At 32.1% G+C, this 18,412-nt stretch carries 18 protein-coding genes; 5 read left to right on the forward strand and 13 right to left on the reverse strand.

Annotation, left to right across the window (positions count from 1 at the left end; translation table 11 throughout):
- The 5 genes from gshA to rlmC all read right to left on the reverse strand — a co-directional run bounded on the left by gshA (position 1) and on the right by rlmC (position 7,869).
- Positions 1 to 1,563 carry a glutamate--cysteine ligase gene (gene gshA, locus GAPWK_RS07390; protein WP_025315605.1) on the reverse strand — a complete coding sequence of 521 codons (1,563 nt, stop codon included), beginning with the start codon at positions 1,561 to 1,563 and terminating at the stop codon, positions 1 to 3.
- A 294-nt stretch (positions 1,564 to 1,857) separates the two neighbouring features.
- A complete protein-coding gene (locus GAPWK_RS07395; protein ID WP_025315606.1) occupies positions 1,858 to 2,388 on the reverse strand; it encodes a HugZ family pyridoxamine 5'-phosphate oxidase in 531 nt (176 codons plus the stop codon).
- Positions 2,389 to 2,440: 52 nt separating this feature from the next.
- Positions 2,441 to 4,141, reverse strand: coding sequence for an ABC transporter ATP-binding protein/permease (locus tag GAPWK_RS07400; protein WP_080692459.1), 1,701 nt, complete (start codon positions 4,139 to 4,141; stop codon positions 2,441 to 2,443).
- A 70-nt stretch (positions 4,142 to 4,211) separates the two neighbouring features.
- Positions 4,212 to 6,407, reverse strand: coding sequence for a TonB-dependent hemoglobin/transferrin/lactoferrin family receptor (locus GAPWK_RS07405; protein WP_025315608.1), 2,196 nt, complete (start codon positions 6,405 to 6,407; stop codon positions 4,212 to 4,214).
- 316 nt (positions 6,408 to 6,723) lie between these two features.
- Positions 6,724 to 7,869, reverse strand: a complete 1,146-nt coding sequence (gene rlmC, locus GAPWK_RS07410) for a 23S rRNA (uracil(747)-C(5))-methyltransferase RlmC (protein WP_038517350.1) — start codon at positions 7,867 to 7,869, stop codon at positions 6,724 to 6,726.
- 215 nt (positions 7,870 to 8,084) lie between these two features.
- Between rlmC and map the strand changes: the two genes are divergently transcribed.
- A complete protein-coding gene (gene map, locus GAPWK_RS07415; RefSeq protein WP_025315610.1) occupies positions 8,085 to 8,873 on the forward strand; it encodes a type I methionyl aminopeptidase in 789 nt (262 codons plus the stop codon).
- 253 nt (positions 8,874 to 9,126) lie between these two features.
- On the opposite strand, the gene GAPWK_RS07420 is transcribed toward map, so the two are convergent.
- Both GAPWK_RS07420 and GAPWK_RS07425 read right to left on the reverse strand, forming a co-directional pair.
- Positions 9,127 to 9,996, reverse strand: coding sequence for a co-chaperone YbbN (locus tag GAPWK_RS07420; protein WP_025315611.1), 870 nt, complete (start codon positions 9,994 to 9,996; stop codon positions 9,127 to 9,129).
- A gap of 27 nt (positions 9,997 to 10,023) precedes the next feature.
- Positions 10,024 to 10,794: an SDR family oxidoreductase gene (locus GAPWK_RS07425; protein ID WP_025315612.1), complete on the reverse strand. Its 771-nt coding sequence runs from the start codon at positions 10,792 to 10,794 to the stop codon at positions 10,024 to 10,026.
- Positions 10,795 to 10,894: 100 nt separating this feature from the next.
- Between GAPWK_RS07425 and GAPWK_RS07430 the strand changes: the two genes are divergently transcribed.
- A complete protein-coding gene (locus GAPWK_RS07430) occupies positions 10,895 to 11,587 on the forward strand; it encodes a 5'-methylthioadenosine/adenosylhomocysteine nucleosidase (protein WP_025315613.1) in 693 nt (230 codons plus the stop codon).
- Positions 11,588 to 11,608: 21 nt separating this feature from the next.
- Here the strand turns inward: GAPWK_RS07430 and rnd are convergent, their stop codons facing one another.
- Both rnd and GAPWK_RS07440 read right to left on the reverse strand, forming a co-directional pair.
- Entirely contained in the window at positions 11,609 to 12,697 is a 1,089-nt protein-coding gene (gene rnd, locus GAPWK_RS07435; protein WP_025315614.1) for a ribonuclease D, read from the reverse strand.
- Between the two features lie 11 nt (positions 12,698 to 12,708).
- Positions 12,709 to 13,878, reverse strand: coding sequence for a metallophosphoesterase (locus GAPWK_RS07440; protein WP_025315615.1), 1,170 nt, complete (start codon positions 13,876 to 13,878; stop codon positions 12,709 to 12,711).
- 71 nt (positions 13,879 to 13,949) lie between these two features.
- Between GAPWK_RS07440 and cmoA the strand changes: the two genes are divergently transcribed.
- Positions 13,950 to 14,681 carry a carboxy-S-adenosyl-L-methionine synthase CmoA gene (gene cmoA / locus GAPWK_RS07445; protein WP_025315616.1) on the forward strand — a complete coding sequence of 244 codons (732 nt, stop codon included), beginning with the start codon at positions 13,950 to 13,952 and terminating at the stop codon, positions 14,679 to 14,681.
- A 34-nt stretch (positions 14,682 to 14,715) separates the two neighbouring features.
- Positions 14,716 to 15,684, forward strand: a complete 969-nt coding sequence (cmoB, locus tag GAPWK_RS07450) for a tRNA 5-methoxyuridine(34)/uridine 5-oxyacetic acid(34) synthase CmoB (protein ID WP_025315617.1) — start codon at positions 14,716 to 14,718, stop codon at positions 15,682 to 15,684.
- 367 nt (positions 15,685 to 16,051) lie between these two features.
- On the opposite strand, the gene GAPWK_RS07455 is transcribed toward cmoB, so the two are convergent.
- The 4 genes from GAPWK_RS07455 to GAPWK_RS15135 all read right to left on the reverse strand — a co-directional run bounded on the left by GAPWK_RS07455 (position 16,052) and on the right by GAPWK_RS15135 (position 17,992).
- Positions 16,052 to 16,486 (reverse strand): hypothetical protein, encoded by a 435-nt coding sequence (locus GAPWK_RS07455; protein ID WP_025315618.1) that lies wholly within the window; start codon positions 16,484 to 16,486, stop codon positions 16,052 to 16,054.
- 531 nt (positions 16,487 to 17,017) lie between these two features.
- Positions 17,018 to 17,224: a hypothetical protein gene (locus tag GAPWK_RS07460; protein ID WP_025315619.1), complete on the reverse strand. Its 207-nt coding sequence runs from the start codon at positions 17,222 to 17,224 to the stop codon at positions 17,018 to 17,020.
- Positions 17,225 to 17,398: 174 nt separating this feature from the next.
- On the reverse strand, positions 17,399 to 17,842 hold the full coding sequence (locus tag GAPWK_RS07465) for an HAD family hydrolase (RefSeq protein ID WP_330981650.1): 444 nt from the start codon (positions 17,840 to 17,842) through the stop codon (positions 17,399 to 17,401).
- 9 nt (positions 17,843 to 17,851) lie between these two features.
- Complete coding sequence (locus GAPWK_RS15135; RefSeq protein ID WP_202961626.1) at positions 17,852 to 17,992, reverse strand: hypothetical protein; 141 nt, start codon at positions 17,990 to 17,992, stop codon at positions 17,852 to 17,854.
- On the opposite strand from GAPWK_RS15135, the gene GAPWK_RS14600 reads away from it, so the two are divergent.
- Positions 17,982 to 18,389 carry a type 2 periplasmic-binding domain-containing protein gene (locus GAPWK_RS14600; protein ID WP_080692461.1) on the forward strand — a complete coding sequence of 136 codons (408 nt, stop codon included), beginning with the start codon at positions 17,982 to 17,984 and terminating at the stop codon, positions 18,387 to 18,389. The genes GAPWK_RS15135 and GAPWK_RS14600 overlap by 11 nt on opposite strands.
- Positions 18,390 to 18,412 lie beyond the last annotated feature (23 nt).

Here is an 18,412-nt window from a genome sequence, read left to right on the forward strand (position 1 = left end):
TTAAATATTGTTTTTTTGTTTTACATATTCATCAAATGATAAGGTATCACTTTGCTCTTTTTTCTTTTGTTTTTCAATAGACAAAATTCGCTGTTGAACAAAATCGCTATCAGTTAATATTGCTAAAGGTTCTGCTGAAAGTTGTTTTTTATATTGAGATGCAAGTACTAAACCAAAATTTGAAGTTCCTAAATCACTAATAGCTTCAAGAGTTCTGGCTGATAATGTTAATTCAGGTTGGTCAAACATAACATTTAACTTTTCGCAAACCTTTCGATATTGTCGATGCTCATCATTATGATCCAAAACATCCGCAACTCTAAGCAGATCTTTAAATAAATTATGACCTACTTTTGATAATGGTTCCCGATAACTATCACAGCCCATACCTATTTCCAAGCCAGGCTTACGTCCTTCTATGATTACTCGATTCCAATTTATTTTAGAACACTCAAGTTCCTCACTGCTCATTTCTGGCGCTGGGGCTAACGCACACCAAATTAAAAAAAGATCAATAAACCGAATTTGTTCCTCAGTAATACCAATAGGTGAAAAAGGATTGATATCCAACGCTCGTACTTCTATATACTCAATACCACCACGCATAAGTGCATCCGATGGTGATTCTTCAGATCTTGGTACCCGTTTAGGACGAATCGGTGCATAAAACTCGTTTTCAATCTGTAATACGTTATCATTCAATTGACGATAATGACCATTTACTTTGATACCTAATTTACTAAATTGTGGTGATTTGGTATGTGTTGCTCGTTTAAGTCCTGCAACATATGTATCTAAATGATTAAATGTTATGCCTAACTGCTTTTGTGCATTATTCGTGTAGCCAATATCACTTAATCTTAATGATGTTGCATAAGGCAAATAACAATTTCCATTTGTTTGTTCAATAAAAGCTTTTGCTTTTTCTGGGTCTTGAATAAATGAAGAACACATTGATGGAGAAGCACCGAATAAATAAGGAATAACCCATCCAAATCGATAATAGTTACGGATTAAAGTAAAATAACCTTCGGAAATAACTGCTTTACCTTCTTCAGTATTTTTGACACCATCTCTAGCTTGCCAAAATGCCATTGGTAATGAAAAATTATAATGAACCCCTGAAATAGTTTGCATCATTGCGCCATAACGATTTTTTAAACCTTCACGATAAACCGTTTTAAAACGCCCTTCATTTGATGATCCATATTGTGCCAGAATAATATTGTCTTCATTTGCAACAAAACATGGCATACTTAAAGGCCACATCAACTCATCACCAATATTAACGCTAGCATAACGATGCAAGTCACGTAAAAATGTTAGCATATAATCAATATTAGTATTAACAGGCGTAATGAATTCAAGTAGTGATTCAGCAAAATCAGTTGTGATCCAAGGGTGAGTAAGCGCCGAACCAATATTGGCTGGGAACGGGGTTTTTGATAATGAACCATCAGGTAAAATACGCAAAGTTTCTCGTTCAAGACCGCGTTGAATGCCTTGTAAAATAGTATAATGCTTTTCTAACCAGCTAAGCGCTTTAGAAACATCAGGTATCATAATTTTGCGTTTCCTAAGATAAGATTGATTTTGATAATATTAACATAAATTGCAGCCTTCCATAGGCTATTTTGATAATACTCAATCAATAAATTAAAATTTATTCATTCTAAAAGATAAAGTTCACTATTATATTCATAATAGAGTTTTAACTAATTACAGATCAGATAAATATTTATTTTATCTTCAAATAGAAAAGTAATAATATGCAGTGTTCAATTTTTCTGAAGAATACTAAGAATCAATAGAGTTGATAATTCTCCTACTCTATTGATTTAAAAAACTTGCTATAAATTAAAGATTAATTATCATTTCCTCTTTTTGTTTAGCTACATAATCTTCATCGACAGGCGTGACCATTTTATTTTGATAATCGATAAGATAGGTTTTACCAAAACCAATAACAATGCGTCCAGATGTTGGTGTAATTTTAAACAAGTTAAAATCATTCATTTCAGAAAGCATATAAACCATTTTACTTACCCGTTTAGCAAGCTGGTCGATTATGTCCTCAAAAAGTGGAGATTTTTTATCTACAATTTCAGCTAAAGCTTGAGAAGTTAAACGTCTACGTGCATAAATATTTTTCGTTTTAGATTCATCATCTATAATAATGAAGGAAATATCAGGATTGGTTTTCATATTTTGACTATGTGGTGCTAAATCAGAAATAAGAACATAATAATCATTCCCATCGAAAAAATAAGGTGAATAACTGGTTTCCACTCTTCCATCTTTATTTATAGTCGATAGTATGACTGTTAACACTGATTCATGTAAATTATCTAATGTTTCTTGAACGTTATTAGTTTTGGATTCTGCCATAAAAACTCCTTATTTAATATAACTATTTTTTACTTAATCTATTACTTCTTTTTTATAATATTATTTGATTACATTGTTTAAAATAAGACGATATATCTGAATGAGAAATTATAATAAAACTACTCGTTGGTAAGTTAGTTTGTAACAATTTTAGTAACTGATGTTCTGAATGCTTATCTAAAGCATTTGTCGTTTCATCCATAAATATCCAATCAGGTTTATGTAATAAAATCCTCGCTATAATTAAGCGCTGTTTTTCACCTCCAGATAGTCTATTTAAATCATAATCAAGTAGTTTTTGTTCAATATCTTGAGCTAAGAAACCTACCTCTGTTAAAATTTGTTTAATACTGTCTAGATCCTTTTCTAATAAAGGGTTAGGATAAGCCACTGCATGAGCTAATCCTCCCATAGGAAAATAAGGATTTTGTGATAAAAAGAGTTTATTAGCTTTTGGTAGCTCAAAATAACCATCATAGTAGGGGTAAATTCCTGACAACAATTTAAACAAGGTCGATTTACCTATTCCTGACATCCCAGACAAAATGATTGACTCTCCTTTATTTATTCGCAGTTCTGGCAATTTAAGTAAAACCTTACCGTCTGGATTTTTTATGACTAAATTATTTATTAGTAAAGTCTGAGAATCTTTTTGAAATTGATTTTGTTGGTTATGTATATCAGCTATCAATCTTGCTCGATTAATAAACTGACATAAACGGTGACTACAAGCAGTCAACTCAGCTAAATTATGATAATTAAATATAAACCATGATAAATTAACCACTACATTACTAAAAGTCTTACTAATTTGCATCAATGAGCCGAGACTAACTTTGCCAATTAGGTAAATAGGTAAAGCAAAAAAAGTTGGTATCTGTAAAACAGTAAGATTATAAGGTCGAGTAAAACATCCTAAAAATAACTGCCGTTTTATTAACTGATACCAATTTGTCATGATGTCACTAAAATGTTGATCAAGTATCTGTCTTTCAACTTTCTCTCCATTTAATAATGCTATCGGTTCTTTTGACTCTCTGAATCGGGTTAAAGCAAATCGATAATCCGCTTCTTTGTGCTGTTGTTGAATTAATAAAGCTTTTAAAGGACTTCCAAGCCAATGGGTCAGGTAAGAACAGATAATGACATATATTGGCGCTAACCAAACCATATAGTGTGAAAGACTAATATCAAAACCCAATAGATTAAAAGATAGGACGAAGTTATCCGTAATTTGCCACAACAGCATAAAATATGTAACTAGACCAATAAGTTGAGTAATAAAAGAAAATCCTTCATTGGTTAACTTATCAACAAAAAGTTGGCAATCTTCTGCTATTCGCTGTTCAGGATTATCTATTTCATCTGGTTTATTATTCAAAAACCAATAAGCCTTATTATTTATCCAATGATCTAATATTGTATCGTTAAGTACTTTACGCCATATAATAACGGTAATTTTTCTTAAATAATCTGATATTAAAAAAGTAATGGCACCTAGGATTGTTAATAAAATAAAAACGCCAATTTGATTTACCACTTCCTGTAAATTGTATTTTTCCAGAGCATTATAGAAATTCTTATTCCAACCAATCATCTCCAAACTAATTTTAATTAAAACAATTTTCAAACTTATCACAATGAAGGCATAACAAAACCCCCACTTACCTTGCTTAGTTTTGCTGCAAAGCTTTATAAGCAAAAAAATATTTTTTAATGTTTGCAAAACTTTTACTCTCAATAAAAAAACCAACTATTTTTTGAAGCTACCTACCCTGCATTTAAATCAGAAAAGATAGCCTCTTTTATATTCAAAAAATCTTTTAAAAACTTACTACCATATCAACAGCAAAGGTTCTACCCGGTGCTGTTTGTAGCTCAATCGGATTGGTTACTTTTACATTATCTTGTGGATTTTTATAATATGTACTAAACATTGGCCACTTAAAGTAACGTCGATCGAAAATATTTAAGACTGATGCCCTAAAAGTAATATTTTTACTAGGATGCCAATTAAGATACGCATCATAAATAGCATATCCTTTAGGTTTGAATACTTCATCATTTGAGGTACTATCTTTTGACACACGTGTCACAGCTTTAGAGAACGTTCCAACTATTTCAGTATCAAAATTGTATTCTGGATGATGCCATTTAAGACCAACAGTACCTTGTAAAGGCATTGCTTCATTAAAATATGACTTCTTTTCACCAGGTGTTTCTTGTTTTTTACCATGTTGATAAGATGCGGAAGTATTTAAAGTCCAGTTATTTGCAAACCGCCATTCAGCAGATGATTCTAATCCCCAAAGATTTACTCTCGATAAATTCTTATATGTATAATCTTTAGGCCCAACGCGAATGAAGTTTTTAATATAATTACTATAGTCGGCTTTAAACGCACCAAAGCTAAACCAACCATTGGAATAATCGCCCCTTATACCTGCTTCATAAGATTTAACTTTTTCTGGTTTTAAATTCGGATTAGGGATCAAATTCATCGATACTGATGGTAAAGAAGTATATAACTGTTGAGCTGTTGGCATTTTGAAGCCTTCTGCATAACGAGCATAAATAGAATATTGATCTGTAATATTGAATAATGTCCCCAATTGAGGAATTAAACGGTGAGACGTTAATTTACGTGGCTCTTTGCCTTTAATCACAGCATAATAGTTGTCTATATCAGGTTTAATTTCATAAGTAGCATAACGTAAACCAGGTTTAACTTTTAAACGTTCCGTAAATATATGAAACTCATCTTGCAAATAGATATCTGCTCGCCGAGTTTTAGAATTAGCAAAATTGAATCCACCTCCGATGGTTGTTATACCATTTTTTGAATTTACATTACGATAATCACTGTGGGTAATATCACCTTGAAATCCATACACTATGTCATGACCAACATTCAAAAAATCGAAATTCGAACTGAATTGTAAATCAAATTGCCAAAATTTCTCTTTATAATCATTAGTAGTATAGGTATAGATTGGATTACTATTTCTATCAATCTGTTGACGATGAGATTTTAGGTAACGCTCTTGAGGAGAATAAGAGATCATTGTTTTGATCTGATCGATAAAAGGTAAAACTGGTGACCATGAGTCTTCTATAGCATAACGCTTTCTTGTTTGTATTTGAGTTCTTCTATAATCACCATTAAAAGTACCAGAAGATTGTAAACCATAATCGTATAACTGTTTAACAAAAGAGTTAGAGCGGAAATTTTCAAAAGTTAATTTCGTCTCACGATTATCATTATGATAGACCAGTTTTGACAACATATTTTCAGCTTTAGCATCTAACGGATTAAGTTTATTACATCTAATTGCATTTTCACCGCGTGGGCATCCCCATATTCCACCATTCGCTTTAGCTTTTTTTAGTTTCGTTTCTTGATAATCACGTCGACTAAAACTGATAAGTGCTTCTAAATTAGGCATCAATTCTAATGCCAGCATACTTGTTTTTGTATTCTGCTTATTCAAGCTATCATAAGCACCCTTGATTTGTACTGCATAAGGTTTATCTTTCAGTAAATCACTAGGATCTAATGTCTTAAATGCAACGACTCCACCTAATGCATCCGCTCCCCATAAAACAGAACCTGGTCCACGAACGATTTCAACAGCTTTAATTGTTGATAAATCGATAAAATTACGATTGCCGTCTTGCAAACCTTCGATTACTCTTGCACCATCGACTTGTAATTGCACTCGATTTCCGGTCATTCCTCTAATTCTAATTCCACCCAAATTACCATAAGGATCTGTTCCTGATGTTTGTCTATTTACCGAAATACTGGGAAGATAACGGACTAAATCTTCCATTGTTGTCATTTGATGATCATCAATAGTCTTTTTACTTATGACATCAACGGTCTCAGGAATGGTCAATTTTGCTTTTTTTTGCCGACTTGCCGTCACAGTTATTGTTTCTAATTCATCACTATCCGCTAATACTGGCAACGATATTGAAGCAATTACAAAAGTTAAAAGGATATTATTTACTCTCATTATTACACCATAAAACATATAAAACTTATAAAGTATTGCTCCAATATTTGATATTTATCATATTTGTTGCGCTAATCTATCAAATTTAATTAAAACGATCAATGATAATAATTATTATTAACATTTAATAATAATTATCATTACTGTTTATAATGAATGTCATAAAATAAAATTAGATAAGTAAGTTAAGATTTGTTATGAAGGTACGGAAAAGTAAGATTAAGTTAGTAAAATGAAATTGCTATTACTATAAAATTTATAAAATCAATAAGATATATGGATATTGATTAGCCTTTATAGACTAATCAAAAGAGGATTAATTTTTTTTCGCTAATAAAACTAAAATTTCCATATGTGATGTATGAGGGAACATATCAAATAGTTGAACTTTTAATATTTGGTAATTGGGTAAAAGCATTAAATCCTCGGTTAACGAAGTCAAATTACAACTAGAATATAAAACATAGTTCGGTTTAACATCTTCTAAATATTGCATCAAATCTTTACCTGCCCCACGACGTGGAGGATTAAGTAAAACTAAATCTGGGATATCTTGCGTTGCAATGGCGTACTGCGTTGCATCGAGTGATTTGAATGTCAACTGTTTAAAATTTAATGTTTCTGCTGTTTTTGTTGCACACTCAATTGCATCAGAATTAATTTCAATACCAGTTAATTTAATGACATTTGATGTGGCATTATTGACACAACTTAGACCAAATCCTCCAACACCACAAAAGAGATCCCAAATAGAATTAATTGGCAAAGTTGTAACCCATTCACTTGCTGTTTTATAAAGATTTTCGGCAATATAAGTATTAGTTTGAAAAAAGCTTCTGGACTTAATATAAAGTGGAATATGATTTAAAATCATAGGTAAAAAAGCATTATGAGTTAGAACAATTTCTTGATCGCCTTCTAAAATTGCAGCATGTTTAGGTTGAATATTAATTGAAACAACAAGTAAATTTTGAATCTTCTCTTGCAACTGTTTATAGGTATCTCTGATTTTATGAACAAATTTATCTGATTTTACAACAAACCTTAACATATATTTATGTTCGTCAGCACTGACACTCTCATTGATAATTACAAATTTCAATTCGCCTTTTCGTTTATTAATATTATAAGGAACTAAACCTTGTTTCCGAATGTAACTTCGTACTATTTTAAGGATGCTTTGCATACTATGGGAATAAAGAGGACAATCACACAAATCGACGATTTCATCACCATTTTGAATACCTAATACTGGTTTTTCAACGGTCCCAAGGACAGCCATTTTAGCTTTATTACGGAAAGCTGTCTCGCGACTCGCAAAAGGAGATTTAACTTCCAGCGGTTTAAAAGGAATTAATTGATTTAAAATTTCATTTTGTTTGATTTCAAGTTGAGTTGGATAAGAATATTCAATCCACTGGCAAGATGAACATTTATTTTGTTGATAATAACTACATTGCATCACTATATAACCTTTTTTTATAATCAATAATTATATACTTAAAGTCGGATAATAAATATTAGTTTTCAATTTTATACTAAAACGTACCCTTAACCTCAAACTTCTTTACAAGAAAATTATTATTTAATTTATTCAATTAATTTATTTATCGCGTTGATTTGACGAAACAATGGTATATGATAGGATATTGCCATGAAAATTACAGGAACACTCTAATGTCTATTAAGTTAAAAACCCCCGCTGAGATTGAAAAAATGCGTATAGCAGGTAAGCTTGCTGCTGATGTATTAGAAATGATTGAACCCTATGTAAAACCAGGCATTAGTACTGGTGAGCTTGATCAAATCTGTTATGAATATATTGTAAATGTTCAAAAAGCTATACCTGCCAATATTGGTTATAGTGGTTATCAACATACTACTTGTATTTCAATCAATGATGTCGTCTGTCATGGTATTCCAAGTTTTGATAAAAAATTAAAAGATGGTGATATTTTAAACATTGATGTAACTGTTATTAAAGATGGTTATCATGGTGATACGTCCCGAATGTACATAGCGGGTAAACCAACTGTTGCTGGTGAAAAACTTTGCCAAGTTACCCAACAAAGCTTATATGAAGCAATAAAAATTATCAAACCTGGTATTCGTTTACAAGAAATTGGTAAAACAATCCAAAAATATGTTGATAAATTTGGTTTTTCATCAGTCCGTGAATATTGTGGTCATGGTATCGGCGAAGTGTATCACGACGAACCACAAGTACTGCATTACGATGCTGATGATGGCGGTGTGATTTTGAAGTCAGGAATGACGTTTACCATTGAACCAATGGTGAATACTGGTGATTGGCGAACACGCACAATGAAAGACGGCTGGACAGTGAAAACAAAAGATCATGGTCTTTCTGCTCAATATGAACACACCCTTTTAGTGACGGATAATGGTGTTGAAATTTTAACATTGCGTAGCAATGAAGACTTTCCAAGAATTATTGAACATTAAATAGAGAAAGATTCAACAATTTTATTATTGTTGAATCTCCTCATTTCTCAAAATTTATCCAATACTCTTAGATTCGAGTTTTTTTCCTCTAATTTCTTGTTTAATTCATCAACTTTACTTTTATATATTTTTTCTTTCAAAATTTTAATATAAGGTTGCCATAGTTGATGAGAATAACAATCAAGGCTCAATATAGAAAGTAACCACATTAACATGCGTAGCCAAAATCGTTTGTACTTTGGTTTCATAAAAATTAATATAAAAGTGTGTAAAGTTTACGGCGATAAGCACTTGCTAAAGGATTACTTGTTCCAAGAGCAGCAAGCAGATCTAGTAATGTTTTTTTCACCTGTCCATCTCCAGCATTTAGATCATGAGTTAATGGTTTAAATAATAGTTCTAACGCTTCTTCATGTCGCCCTACTTGCATTAATTGTGATGATAATTGAATCATAAGTTCTACATTATCAGGTTGTTTGGCAAGTTCAGCTTGTAATTGTTGAAGTTCAGGCGAATTGGCTGCTTGCTCAAGCAATTCAATTTCAGCTTGCAATCCATGAAAATCAGAGTCTTGATCTTGCAGAGGAATAGTTGCTAATACCTCTTTAGCTTCGCTTAGCTGTTTTTGTTCTATTTGAGCTTTAACTAACATTAAGGCGATATCTGTTCTTGGTTTACCTAAATGATCGGTTAATGTTTTCCAAACATGTCTTAATAATGGTAAAGCCTGCTCGTAATTGGCTTCATTAAATAAGTTTTGCGCTTCAATCAATTTAAGTTCATCTTCGTTTGGTAAAACCTTATCTAAAAATGCTCTGATCGTTTCTTCTGGTTGCGGACCTTGGAAACCATCAACAGGTTGTCCATTTTGAAATAAATATACAGTTGGGATAGCACGTAAGCCAAATTGTGCAGCTAACATCTGCTGATCATCACAATTTACACTAGCTAAAACAAATTGCCCATGATATTCATTTGCTAAATTAGTTAATGTTTGTGTCATCGCTTCATAATTTGGACTTCTAGGAGACCAAAAATAAAACAATACTGGATATTTAGAAGAGGTTTCTATAACCTCTTGAATATTTTGTTCATTAACATCAAAAATGAATTGGTTTTGCATAATATATCCTAGAAATATGATGAGTTATTATTTGTTCTTTAAAATTTTATCCATTAATCTATCTGGAAGCAAACGTTTAGCAATGGCTGCAATTTTAGTTATTTTTGTTACCCTGTAACGAATTTTTGGTTTCGGGTGTTCTAACGCATGAAACAGATAGGGCAAAATTGCTTCAGGAGGCAAAGTAAAACGTTTTGCAATCGGCGGATTTTTCACAATATTTTCTTTTTCTGTTTGATTAACATTATTAGAAAAATAAGTTTTTAATGGACCCGGCTCAATTAAACAAACTTTAATATCTGTATTAGTTAGCTCTAATCGTAACACATCAGACCAAGCTTCTAAAGCATATTTACTTGCACTATATGCGCCACGACCTGGAGTTGCTATAATACCAACTATTGAACTTGTTTGAATAATTCGACCAGAATTTTGTGACAACATGGCTGGCAATAGTAGCTGAGTTAACTGATGCACACCAAAAAAATTGGTAGAAAATTGTGATTCTAATTGCTCACGATTTATCGTATTTAATCGTCCATAAACACCAAAACCAGCATTATTGAATAATGCGTATAACTTACCTTCTGTTAATGCCAATACCTCTTGTGCCGCATGAGTAACTGACTCAGGATTATCTAAATCAAGCAAAACACATTCAAATCCTTGCTCAATAAGTTTTTTTTGATCGGCTTCCTTACGGCATGAGGTAATAACACGATATCCACGTTTTTTAAGGGCAATCGCCGAAATTAAACCAATCCCACTAGAACAACCCGTAATAAAAATCGTTTGCAATTTGTTTGCTCCGTTATATTCATATATTGTCAAGTTTGCTTATAGCAATTATGATAGCACAACTAAATTCAAGTTACTTATTGTAAACCAAGAGGATCAAATGAAAATTGCCATTATTGCAGCAATGGAAGAAGAAGTCGCTATACTTAAAAGCAAAATAACTCATTACCATGTCGAGCGCCATTTAGGATGTGACTTCCATCTTGGTCAAATCGCAAATTGTGAAATTGTTTTACTCCAATCTGGTATTGGTAAAGTAGCTGCGGCATCTGGGACTACTTTATTATTAAATAATTATAAAGTTGATGCTGTAATCAATACGGGGTCGGCAGGAGGACTCTCTTCAGAACTCAATATTGGCGATATTATTGTGTCAAAAGATGTATTTTATCATGATGTTGATTTAACCGCTTTTGGTTATAAACCTGGACAAATGTCCGGTTGTCCGGTTGCTTTTGAAGCCGATTCAAAGTATCAGTTATTAGCCAAAACTTGCATTAAAAAACATGGTGTGAATGCTGTCGAAGGATCAATTGGTAGTGGTGATGCTTTTATAAATGGTAAATCCAATTTAGAAAGAATAAAGCAAACTTTCCCTGACGCGATTGCAGTTGAAATGGAGGCTGCCGCTATTGGTCATGTTTGTTGGTTATATAAGACACCATTTGTGGTAGTTCGTGCAATTTCAGATAATGGGGATAGTGAATCTGCTGTTGATTTCCAATCTTTTTTAAAATTAGCTGCAGCTCAATCATCATTAATTGTTGAATCAATGTTAAGTGAGCTTGCTTAAAACGCTAATTATCAATATTTATTAAAGCGATAAACCATATTGTCTAAATAAAGGCTCTCTCCAACCAGATAACAGTTCTGGTTGGCTTCCGTTTTTATCCACTTGCCATTTTACATATTGATTGATTAAGCGTCGTGAAAGTAATAAATCTTGATTCAATCCAGTATGAGAACAAATATCTTGGGCGATTAGTTTTAATTCATCACTAGTTTTTTTGTAATTAGGGTAACTCGTTACCCTACAAATCGGCGGTAATGCCGGAACCGGTTCGGACAAAATATTTAATATTTTTTGTCCATATAAACGGATTTCTTTCCCTTTTAAGCCCAAATTGCCCAGTTGTGCTAATGATGATGGTGAGTATCGAGCAATATTCCATAACGTCTTTTCATGTACAACAAAATTCAGTGCTAAATCTTGTTCTTTCGCTAATTTATAACGCCAACTGGCTAATTTATATAATTGACCTAAACTTCGCCCTTTTAATTGCCAACTGTTTTTGATATTCAAATAAGCATCATTTGGATCTATTGTTTCACATTTACGGGTGACAACCATTTGGCTCTCTTGATAGGCTGCTTCTAAATATCCTTTTGAGGTTAATTGTGCTTTTAAAATATTGACTAAAGGATACAAATACAACACATCATTAATCGCATATTCACATTGTTTATCCGTCAATGGTCTCTTTAGCCAGTCAGTTCTCGTTTCACTTTTATCGAGTTCCACCTGTAAATATTTATTAACTAAGTTTGCATAACCACTACTTAGTGGATTATCCAAAAATGAAGCCAAGATTTGGCTATCAATAATAGGTGTTGGAATAGAGCCGAACTTATGAAAAAAAACTTCAAGATCTTCGCTACAGGAATGAAAATACTTTTCAATGTTAGGATTACTTAAAATGCTTAAAAAAGCATGCCAATCAGTAATATTAATCGGATCAATGAGCGCTGCGTGCTCACCATTAAAAACTTGTAAAAGTCCTAAATGAGGATAGAACGTTCGTGTACGAACAAATTCAGTATCCAAGGCCAAAGCAGTGCTGTTTCCGATTTTTGAACAATAATCAATTAACTGCTTATTATTAACTATATATTGATAAGACAAAGTTTAAATTCCTACGAAGAAAAATTAATGAGCTCAGGGAGTTTTTTATCGAATGTTACATCAATGACTACTATTTCTGAACGTGTCATTAAGCGAATTGGAGGTCCCCAAAAACCGAATCCACTACTTACAATACTGGTAAAATGCTGTTTTGTATTTTTATATATTCCATAATTATTTTTATAGATTAGTTTTTCAATAAGATTAATAGGAAACACTTGCCCAGCATGGGTATGTCCAGAAATCATTAAATCGACACCTAAATTTGCAGGTTCATCAAGATTATGTGGCTGATGATCTAACAATATAATCGGTTTGTTGGTATTAGAAAACATCATAAGATCTGGCAATGATGCTCGTTTAATATCATAACGCGATGAAGAAAAATCATCCCGACCGATAAAAGTAATACCTACGTTATCAAGATGAACTACATCATCTTTTAAAACTTTCATATTAGCGTGTTTAAAAGCATTGATAATATCTTGTTCATGATTATTTTCTTCTTTAATATTCAAATATTCATGATTACCAAAAATAATATAGGTTCCATATTTTGACTTAAATTGCTGAAATTGTTTATCAAAACCTTTTTCAGTAAAAGGTTGTAACCTTCTATCCAACGTGTCGCCAGTAATTACAATAAAATCTGCATCAAGTTGATTTACTTCATCAACCATGTGTTGAATTCTATCAGAAGAAGTCATGTCATTAATATGAATATCACTCAATTGCACAATACGCAGTTTATTAACTTTTGCACTTTTATCAATTTTAACTTGATAGTTCACTATGCTAGGTTCCATCGCCATTTCATGACCGTAATAAAATAATGAACAAATGCCAAGAATATATACAACTTTAGTTGTTAATTGAGGTTTTAACCTTTTTTTACTGATCCAACGGCCAATATCAAATATTAATGTAACAAAAACGCTGCAAATCATTATTGCACAAACAGTATTTAAGATTAGTGGTAGCCAATAAGTTGAAATACTTTCCGATAACCTTGATAATACAATTGATACCCCAGTCATAATAACAACTGTCCAATAAACAATTTGGTAATAACCAGTTAAAGAAAAGTTAAACCAAAACTGCCATCGTTTTCCCAAATAGACAGCCATTGAGCAACTAATGATAATAGCTATAGAAATGGCTATAAGATCTGCAATAGTCATAATAATCCAAACAATAGAAGTCAAAAAATGTTATAATAACAGAATTTATTTCAATAGCACCAATATGTTTTATGAGTATTAAAAAAGATCAATTATTTTCTACACCAATTGATAAATTGGGCGATTGGACATTCGATGAAAAAGTTGCTGAAGTATTTCCTGATATGGTCCAACGTTCCGTACCAGGTTATTCAAATATTATTTCCATGATTGGTATGCTCGCAGAAAGATTTGTTCAACCCAATTCAACAATTTATGATTTAGGTTGTTCATTAGGAGCAGCTACTCTATCCATTCGTCGGAATGTCAATAATAAAAACTGCCGTATTATTGCTGTTGATAATTCACAGCCAATGGTCGAACGTTGTAAAAGGCATATTGAATCCTATAAAGCCAACACCCCTGTCGAAGTGATTTGTGATGATATTAGCAATATTGATATGCAAAACGCCTCAATGGTGGTGCTGAATTTTACTTTACAATTTTTAACACCAGAAAACCGCCAACAAGTTTTAAATAAAATTTATCAGGCATTAAACCCCAATGGGATCTTAATACTGTCCGAAAAATTTAGTTTTAATGATTCAACCGTTGATGAACTGCTATTTAATATGCATCACGACTTTAAACGTGCAAATGGTTATAGCGAACTTGAAATTAGTCAAAAGCGAAACATGCTCGAGAACGTCATGCTTACTGATACCATCGAAACCCATAAAAAACGGCTATCGGATGCGGGTTTTAAACATATTGATACTTGGTTTCAATGTTTTAATTTTGGCTCAATCATTGCCATTAAATAACACATTTATTTACTTCATTAAATAGGAAAAAAGAATGATTGATTTTGGCAATTTTTACCAAATTATCGCTAAAAATAAACTAAGCAAATGGCTTGAGGTATTACCTGCACAACTTGCCAATTGGCAAAAAAGTAACATTGATAACCGTTTTAATCAATGGCTCAACAGTATCAAACATTTACCTACGATTAAACCTTATCAAATTGATCTATTAAATAGTGTAACTGTCGAAAGCGAACAACCTATATCAATCGGTGAACAACAACGTATTACCCAATTGCTTAAAAATATGATGCCTTGGCGTAAAGGTCCTTTTCATCTTTATGGTATTAATATCGATACTGAGTGGCGTTCAGATTGGAAATGGGAGCGATTGATTCCGCACATTAATAATCTTGAAGGACAAACAGTTTTAGATGTGGGATGTAATAGTGGTTATCATTTATGGCGAATGGTTGGAGCCGGCGCTAAGCTAGCGGTTGGTATTGATCCTATGGCACTTTACCTTTGTCAATTTGAAGCGATTCGCAAATTGTTGGGTAACGATCAACGAGCACATTTATTACCGCTTGGGATAGAAGAATTGCCTAAACTCAATGCGTTTGATACCGTATTTTCTATGGGTGTTTTATATCACAGACGCTCCCCTTTGGATCATCTATTTCAATTAAAAGATCAATTGGTTGATGGTGGGCAACTAGTACTTGAGACGTTAGTTATTGATGGTGATCTACATCAAGCTTTAATGCCAGGCGAACGCTATGCTCAAATGCGAAATGTCTATTTTATTCCATCGGTTCCAACGATGATTAATTGGTTATACAAATGCGGATTTTCTGACGTTAAAATGGTTGATAAATCAGTAACGAGTTTGGATGAACAACGTAAAACCGAATGGATGACATCAGATTCATTAGCTGATTTCTTAGATCCAAATGATTCAAGCAAAACTATTGAAGGTTACCCAGCACCAATGCGAGCAGTTTTTATTGCCATAAAATAAAGTTCAATAATTAACCTCTCATTTTATTAGTAAGCTCTTTTTATAATAATGAGAGGTTAACTGATTAAGTTTAATAGCGTTAATTTTTTAATCCCTATAAAAAATTAACATTAATCATAAATGTGCTTTCTAAATATTCTTTTAATCATACACAGTGGATGATTTGTAATGCAAAAATTGGGTTTATCAATCAATAATATTCACCATTTTTATTTAGAATATTTCAAAAAACATCTGAAACTGTAAAAAAGTTTGAGGTCAACTATACGTTTCAGTATAAAAATCTGTTTACTAAACTTTAATCAAGACTCTTCATTACTATTTTAATTTAATTTTCAAACACGAATTACAGTTAGTTATTTGAAAACTAGTTCATTTCAGGGCAAATTTCATTCATCGAAAGCATTGCTGGAACAGTTCGATTATCAGTATATTCAAAGCGGAATATAAAACTAATATCATAATGATTTAATACATTAATCAAATTTTCGTTATGACAAAATTCTTTATTAAATCTTATTCTCAGATCTTCCGTAAGGTATTGTGCAAGTATGCTTTGACTATCTGATGGTATTTTAAATTCAAATAAAATATTATTGCTATTGTAGCTAATATTGGTAATTTCAGTACCATCTTTGGTACTAAAGGGAAATTTGCCCTTTTCACCTAATAGGGATCTTTTAGCACTCTCTACAATTGCTGAACTTACGTCATTAACCGAAGGCAAATTTTCATCGCTATAAACGGGTGAAAACATCATAATTCCAGAAAGTAATGCAATTAATCTTATCAAATTTCTCATTATTTTATCCTTTAATTCTGCTTGCTCACTCTTTTTATTAAAGTGAAGTTAAAGCCTCTATCACCTTTTAATACCTATATCATTAGATAACAAGTGTCATTTTTAATCTTTATTGGGGATTTTTGATAATTTTACTTAAATAAACAGTGATTGATAATCATCATACACAAAACTTTACAAAAAAAGAGTATCTAATAAACTTATAATTTTTATTTTAAGGCATGCTACTAATTAACCATTTTTGTATTTAACCTCATAGATAGCATGTCATCAGATAAATAAAAAATATTCATTTGCATCATTAAGTGACATTGTCACATTTAAAATGATTGACTATCTTTGTTTTGATGTTCTTAATTATATTTGTTCAACATGCTATATATTAAAGACAACATAGATACAATAGCGCAGAGCAGCATGAAATAAAGAATAACTTTTTAAAAAATATTACTAACTTTAACTATGCAATTTATTAATTAAATAAAATTAAAAAAGGTAACACAATGGTTACCTTAAGATAGAACAAAAAGATTATTTTTTATTAGGATGAGGATCTTTAACTGAATCACCTTGACCGGACATAATATACCAGCCATTTTTACTATGCGGTTTTTTATTATGATCTGGGCAAGGGGGTAACGATTTTTTACTTTGGTTTGAATATACATAGCCACAATCAGCACATTTAAAAGTGCCTGCAGATGCATCACTACCGTATGCAGCAAATTTTTGTACCATTATAAGCTCCTCCAGTAAATTAATATGAATGATAAGTACAATACTTATCACTCTTATATATAAACGCTGATCTAGCAATAAATCAAGCTAAGAAATGGTTTTATTTTGACCATTTTCACTATTTAAGCATTATTAAAATGGTTAATTTACAAAAAAATTAATTTAAGCAGTTTATCATGGATTTATATAAGTTAATTGATGCTGGTCATCAAAGCTAATCATAATTTGACCATTAGGATGAGTTACAATTTTTACAGCCGAAAAATCAGTAATTGTGAATTGTGCACCAACACTTAATAAGTTCTCTCCCCCAATGCCAACACAATATGTACCTGCTGCTACAGCAGATTTTACGCCACTTGAGGAATCTTCAAATACAATTGTATGATTGGCTGGAATATTTAATCGCTTGATTGCCAAAAGAAAAGGATCAGGATAAGGTTTACCTTTAGTGACATCGTCACGTTCAACAATTACTGAAATACAGCCATCGACTTTCAATAATTTTATCACAGAATCAATTTTTTCACGCCAACCACTTGTAACAGTTCCGATACGGATACCTACTTTATGCAATGATAAAATAAGTTCTGCCACACCCTTAATTGGTTTATAAATAGCTGTATTTTAAACATATATTATATGGTCTTGAACTTTTTTCTGATCGACTTGTGACAAATTGCCAAATAGTGCTGAAATAGTATGAGGTCCAGGCTGACCATCAATATGCTTAATCATATCATCATTTGAAATTTCTTTGTCATACATCTGTGCAGCTTCTCGCCAAGCCCTTTCTATTACCGAATTAGAATCAATTAAGTTACTTGAAGGGTCCTTACAAATCGGCTTTGTACGCTTGCCAGTGGATAGCAATCTAACTACACAATCAATTTGTCAGGAAATGCTTGCGCTCGCCATACCAGAAAATTGCCACAAAGATTTGAGTAACAATTTGCATAAGATTTTAAATTATTACCCTTTATACCAACTTGATAGCAATACCTATCCTTGCTTAGCTGAACAAACAGAACTATTTTTACAGCATAATCAACTAAATGCTCACAAAATTTTTGTACAATGTGATATGACAACTCTGCTAGCATTAGTTGCTGGGGGTAACGCTGTCGCTTTTATTCCTCAAAGTATGAGGCAATCCCGCCAGTAAAGGTTAAGCTCCTCGCGCCTGAG

This window comes from Gilliamella apicola, assembly GCF_000599985.1.
GTDB classification, from domain to species: Bacteria; Pseudomonadota; Gammaproteobacteria; order Enterobacterales; family Orbaceae; genus Gilliamella; species Gilliamella apicola.